This is a genomic window from Syntrophales bacterium (assembly GCA_023229765.1).
GTDB lineage: Bacteria > Desulfobacterota > Syntrophia > Syntrophales > UBA5619 > DYTH01.
In genome coordinates, this window is the sequence record JALNYO010000071.1 from 1 (window position 1) to 5,350 (window position 5,350).

The 5,350-nt window shown below is 53.4% G+C and carries 5 protein-coding genes; all 5 read right to left on the reverse strand.

Annotation, left to right across the window (positions count from 1 at the left end; all coding sequences use genetic code 11):
* The coding region (locus M0P74_17895; protein MCK9365459.1) for a trypsin-like peptidase domain-containing protein at nucleotides 1-1,040 on the reverse strand (1,040 nt) is incomplete at its 3' end.
* A 294-nt stretch (nucleotides 1,041-1,334) separates the two neighbouring features.
* Complete coding sequence (locus M0P74_17900; protein ID MCK9365460.1) at nucleotides 1,335-3,023, reverse strand: transposase; 1,689 nt, start codon at nucleotides 3,021-3,023, stop codon at nucleotides 1,335-1,337.
* Nucleotides 3,024-3,299, reverse strand: a complete 276-nt coding sequence (locus M0P74_17905; protein ID MCK9365461.1) for a hypothetical protein — start codon at nucleotides 3,297-3,299, stop codon at nucleotides 3,024-3,026. It lies immediately after the preceding gene.
* Nucleotides 3,300-3,537: 238 nt separating this feature from the next.
* The gene (locus M0P74_17910) at nucleotides 3,538-4,512 is read right to left on the reverse strand and encodes an aspartate kinase (protein MCK9365462.1); all 975 of its coding nucleotides are present in this window, start codon (nucleotides 4,510-4,512) and stop codon (nucleotides 3,538-3,540) included.
* A gap of 96 nt (nucleotides 4,513-4,608) precedes the next feature.
* A partial coding sequence (gene tadA, locus M0P74_17915) for a Flp pilus assembly complex ATPase component TadA (GenBank protein MCK9365463.1) occupies nucleotides 4,609-5,350 on the reverse strand: 742 nt, incomplete at its 5' end.

Sequence of the window (5,350 nt, forward strand, 5' to 3'; positions counted from 1 at the left end):
AACCTTTTGCTTTTGGTCAGTTTTCCGCTGATTACCGTCAGTTCCATAATCTCCCCGGGTCTTCGGGTATAGGTTCGGTAAAAAAGGTCTTCCTCCTTCTCAATTGGTTCGCCGTCGCTTTCCGTTATGATGTTGCCGCGAGTTATCCCGGCCTCGTAGGCGGGCGAGCCTTTCGCCACCGCGTTAACTATCCCGCCTGAAGTTACTTTTAGACCCAGCCGCGCCGCCATTACGGGGTCCAGCGCCGTGAGCGATATCCCAAGCCAACCGCGTTTAACCTCCCTCCCGGCGAGCATGTCCGGCAGGACACGCCTGACTTCCGAAGCGGGAATAGCAAATCCCATACCGGCAAAAGCCCCGGATGGAGAGAAGATGGCAGCATTGACGCCTATAACCCTGCCGTTCAGGTTCAGCAATGGTCCGCCGGAATTACCCTGATTGATAGCTGCGTCGGTTTGAATCAACTTCTCGTATTTCCGGCCCTCCACTTTTATACCGGCATTAAGCGCTGAGACTATGCCGGATGTGAATGTCTGCCTGAAACCGAACGGGTATCCCACCGCCAGCGCAAAGTCTCCGACTTTCGCGTCAAGTTGTTCCAGCTCTAGATAGGGGAACCGATCCTTGGATTCCATTTTAAGCACCGCGAGGTCCAGCGCCGGGTCTCCGCCGGAAAGAGAAGCCATATATGTTTTCTCTTTCCCGCCCGCATCCGACATTGAAACCTTTATGCGGGAAGCCCCTTCCACCACGTGGTAATTTGTCAAAATATGGCCGTCCGCATCTATAATCAAACCTGAACCCACACCCTGAGTATCATAACGGTATGTCCACTCCCTAGGAATGATATAGCCGAAAAAGAATTCAGGTTCGATAAATGTTTCAGCGTCTTCCCGTATGACCTTAAGACTGACCACGGCCGGTTTGGCTTTGGCGGCGACTAAATTGAAAGCTTGTTGAACTTTATACGCTTCCTCCTGAGCTCCAGCCCGTACGGAGAGGAAGAGAAGGAACACTGTAAACACTGTTCTTTTAGTCATAGAACCTCCCTTACAAATGATAAATGCAATATACAATTTGATAAGTATTTTGGTCAAGATTCGCCTGAAACTGTTGTTGCAATTCAGACAGTGGGGATAGTCCCTGCGGTAATCTGGAAGTATAGTGTTATTTCGTCCGCTTGAAGCAACCTGTTTCGGACTGGGACGCTACAAATGGTTTAAAATGGCGCACACGGCTTTTTCAGGTGTTCAGATGCCGTAAACCGAGCGCAACCCGACCGGTTGCCATCGACCAGTAGGCAAATACTCAGTTCAAAACAGTGGAGTAAGGTTTTAGGGTGGTCGCGGCGAGTTCAATTCCTGAACCATTTCGCGCTCAAGGCGTAGCGTCTTGTGGAGGATTTTGTCCTGGATGTTTTTGGACCGGGTCAATAATATCTTCGTGTACTCGGGAGTCGTAAACAGCGCAAAACGATTCTGGCAATAAATGATGATAAATGAAGCGCTGGGCAGCAATTGGTTATAGACGCGAGGCAGCGTCCGGCGGTTAAGTTCCGCCCGCCCTTGGCGTTTGAGATAAAGCTGCAGAAGGTTATAGGCGAGGGCGACGAAGATAACCTGATTGACCACCAGCGAAAAGGCCCTGGAAGTAAATTCCGTCAAATCCCAGAAACACTTCAGTTGCCGGTGGCCTTCCTCAATATCAGTGCGCAGATGATATTCCTCCCGCCTTGCCAGCGGGTCCTGCGGGTTTTCAAAAGACCTGGTATCCAGGAGCATCCATATATCCTGCCGCCCGTCAGCATAGGTTTCCCGGTTGATGATAACATTAAGCGGAACCGGGCAGGTATCAAAACTTGTAAAGCCCTGTATTCCGGCGGCCTCGCTTTTGACCAGGGTCTTTTCCGGGGCCGGCGCAGGTTCCTTCGCCTTTAGTTTTGCCAACGTTTTCTGACGCTTAGCCTCCCTCCGGCGGATATTCTCCGGAGCCTGAGGCAGACGGGGCGGGGTTATAGGGCGTGGCACTGACTTGGGCACTTCCAGGAATTTGACGTCCGGCGACTTCAAAAGCCCAAGCGCATCCCTATAGAGGTCCATATTCTTTTTGAGCGGCATAAGTATGTCAACGCCATGCGTGAGCTTGCAATATCCAATCTTGGCGCCGTCAATGAAACCGCGATCCAGAATAAGCCGCTTGATAACGCCTTTTCCCACAGAGCCCACGAACTCATCAACCAGATCGTAAAGTATCGGGCACTCGTTCTCGTTGCCGGGCACAATGCGCATGGCAGCCCGCATAAAGAAACTGCGCTGGCGATCGGTGTGCAGCAGGGACACCATTTTATAGCAGCGGCGCCAACGGCAGCGCGCCGCCTGTCGAGAGTCCATGCCGGCAAGCGATTTCGCTTCTATGGGATGATTGTTCTCGTCAAAGAGCATGCGCACCGAACCTTCATACGCCGGATTGTCCGGCACAAACAGATAGGAGGCGTCCCCGCTGAATATCCCCTCCGCATCGAAGGCCTTGTGCAGCTTGAACATTTTGGGGATGTCGCAGTTAAACCACCCCATCAGCCGCTGCTCGTCGGTAGCCCGCGCGAATTTGCGCAGATAGTCCTGGTCGCAGGGGGTCTGCCGGTCATAATCATTTTTTTCGTTGAACCCGGCGCAGCTAAGCGTTATATCCCCCGTTTCGGGATGCCTTGCCTTGTGCCCGATTTCGGGGCCAAAGGCGTTAAGCATTCCCCCGCAGCGAACCACATAGGGATAAGCGTAGAAGCTGTGCACCCCGTGCAAACGCATTGAAAGATTGCTGGCAAGGGAAAACCACACAGGAACGTCGTGCTTCTTACGGGGCGAAGGATAACTCACGGCAAGTTCCTGTAGAATTTTTTTGGCGCCGATATAGCGGAAGAATTCAGTTTCCACCACCTCGCTGGCCGTATCCATGTAGTCGAATTCACCGTTCTGAAACTGTTCAAGGACAAAGCCCTGATCACGTTCGTAGCAAACGATGTCCATTCAGGGATCCTTTCTCCTGACCTTCTCAATGGCATCAATGGCGCGTAACATTTTCGTGTAGAGCTTGACGAAATCCGCGCGGGCTGTCCTGAAACGCTGATAGCGTTTGGTCAACCTGCTCATTTGTTCTACTTGACCTGTAGGGACAGGCCATAACCGTGAGCGCCCTGAAATACTGGCGCTCAGGACTGTCGTTTCATGGAGCTTTCCCTTGGCGCAGCGGCAGTTTGGCTTGCCGCACTTGCGCCTGAGCGGGTAAACGGTTCCCTTTACCATGGGATAACCCTCCAGAAAGATTGGCAAAAGTTTCCCAGGCCGGTCTTTAAGGCGCACCAAGGTCTGTCGGAGGCTGCTCAAGCGGTGGCGGCGTGGATGTATCTGCATTTCGTATATAGTATAGCATACAGATTAAGCAATGTAAAGACTTTTTTTAAGGGTGGGGTTTTAATTCGTCATTATTGATAAGGAAAATCAGACGAAGGCTTTGCTACTGTCTGAATTGCAACGTCCGGGATTAGATAAACGCTTTATGTAGCGCCTTCAGCAACGGTTCGCCGTCCTGGAAAGAGGTGACGAGGGTTATCTTATCCGGCGCGTAAATCTCTTTTTTCAAAACGCAGCCGGAGACGGAGGCCGTTTCTCTGAGCGCTTTTTTTATTTCGGCGGCGTCCAGCTTTGAGCCGATAAGGTTCAGTTCGGCCGACTTTCCGCTTCCGCGGATGGAAAAACAGATCACTACCGGATCCGGGCCGACGCGTCCGGGGTTCCCGACTCTTGTCCCCTCTTCGTTTTCAAAAGAAGAGCGCAGGTGCAGTGGTATGGAGTATTTCTTCGCGTAAGCTATGGCGCGGAACTGGCGCACCTCGGTACCGGAACGTGCCAGCTGTATTACCGCGTCATATGAAATGTATGGTATTTTTTTTGCCTGTGGCACCACAGTGGGATTGGCCGTGTATATTCCCTTCACATCGGTATATAATTCGCAAATATCGGCTTTCAGCGCGCGTGCCAAGGCTACGGCCGTAAGATCGGAGCCTCCGCGGCCCAGCGTGGCAATATCTCCGGTTTTAGCGGCGCCCTGGAAACCAGCCACGACCGCGATCCGGCCTTTTTTCAGTTCTCTCAGCACTCGGGCGGGGCGGATCGAAATAATATCGGAGTCCGTGTGTCTGGAATCGGTCATTATTCCGGCCTGGACGCCTGTGAGCGAAACAGCCCGGACGCCTTTTTCCGCTATAGCCATAGCCGTCAGCGCGGCGCAGAACTGTTCGCCGGCGGCCAGCAGGGCGTCCAGCTCGCGCGGGTCCGGGCGGGAGGTGAGTAGTTCTGAAAGTGCCAGCAGGTCGTCCGTGACGTTGGCCGGGGCCGAGACCACCATAACCACGGCAAGGCCCCGGCGGCGGGAAAAGGCCGCCCGCTCAGCCATGAGCTTTATTTTTTCAGGCTCAGCTAGGGAACTGCCGCCGAATTTCATTATGATGGTTTTCATCGGAAGCTGGTCGTAAAACAGAAAGCGAAAAACATAAAGGGGTTCCGGAATTGTCCGGCCTCCGATGTTTTCCGCTTTGTGGGACGCCGGCTGAGGTTACACCATCGTCGCTGTGACCCGTATGACTTCTGAGAGCGTGGTCACGCCGATCCGCGCTTTGCCGATGCCGTCCATGAGCAGAGTGCGCAGTTTGCCGGTCTGTATGGCTGTGCGGCGTATCATGTCCGTGGGGCTATGGTCCAGCACCTGTTTGCGTACTTCTTCGTTCATCAGCATCAGTTCGAAGATGCCGGTGCGCCCGAGATAGCCCGTGTTGCGGCAGGCGGGACAACCCTTCTCCACTTTGTAGTTCGCTCCTGGTTTCAGGATAAGATCTTTTATCACTTTACCCTCGGCGGGGTCCATATTTTTTATAAATTCGCATACCACGGCTTCCGATGGAGGCGCCGCCTTCTGCGCGCATTGCGGACATACCTTTCGCACCAGCCGCTGTGACATGGCGCCCAGCATGGAGGAGGCTATAAGGAACGGCGGGATGCCCATTTCAAAAAGCCGCTCAATAATGCTCGGCGCGCTGATAGTGTGGATGGTTGTGAACAGGAGGTGTCCGGTTAGAGCGGAGCGAAGGCTGATCTCAGCCGTCTCATAGTCGCGGATCTCCCCCACCATTATAACATCAGGGTCCTGTCTTAGTATAGTTCTGAGGCCTTCGGCCCAGGTAAATCCGGTCTTGGCGCTTATCTGCGCCTGATTCAGGCCTTCAAGCCGGTATTCCACCGGGTCCTCAAGCGTGATGATGTTGATCATCGGGGTGCTGATGTTCTTGAGCATGGCGTAA

Excerpts from the sequence above, each read along its gene's own strand:
- M0P74_17900 (MCK9365460.1), bottom strand. The coding sequence starts at position 3,023 with ATGGACATCGTTTGCTACGAACGTGATCAGGGCTTTGTCCTTGAACAG.
- M0P74_17905 (MCK9365461.1), bottom strand. The coding sequence starts at position 3,299 with ATGGTAAAGGGAACCGTTTACCCGCTCAGGCGCAAGTGCGGCAAGCCA.
- M0P74_17910 (MCK9365462.1), bottom strand. The coding sequence starts at position 4,512 with ATGAAAACCATCATAATGAAATTCGGCGGCAGTTCCCTAGCTGAGCCT.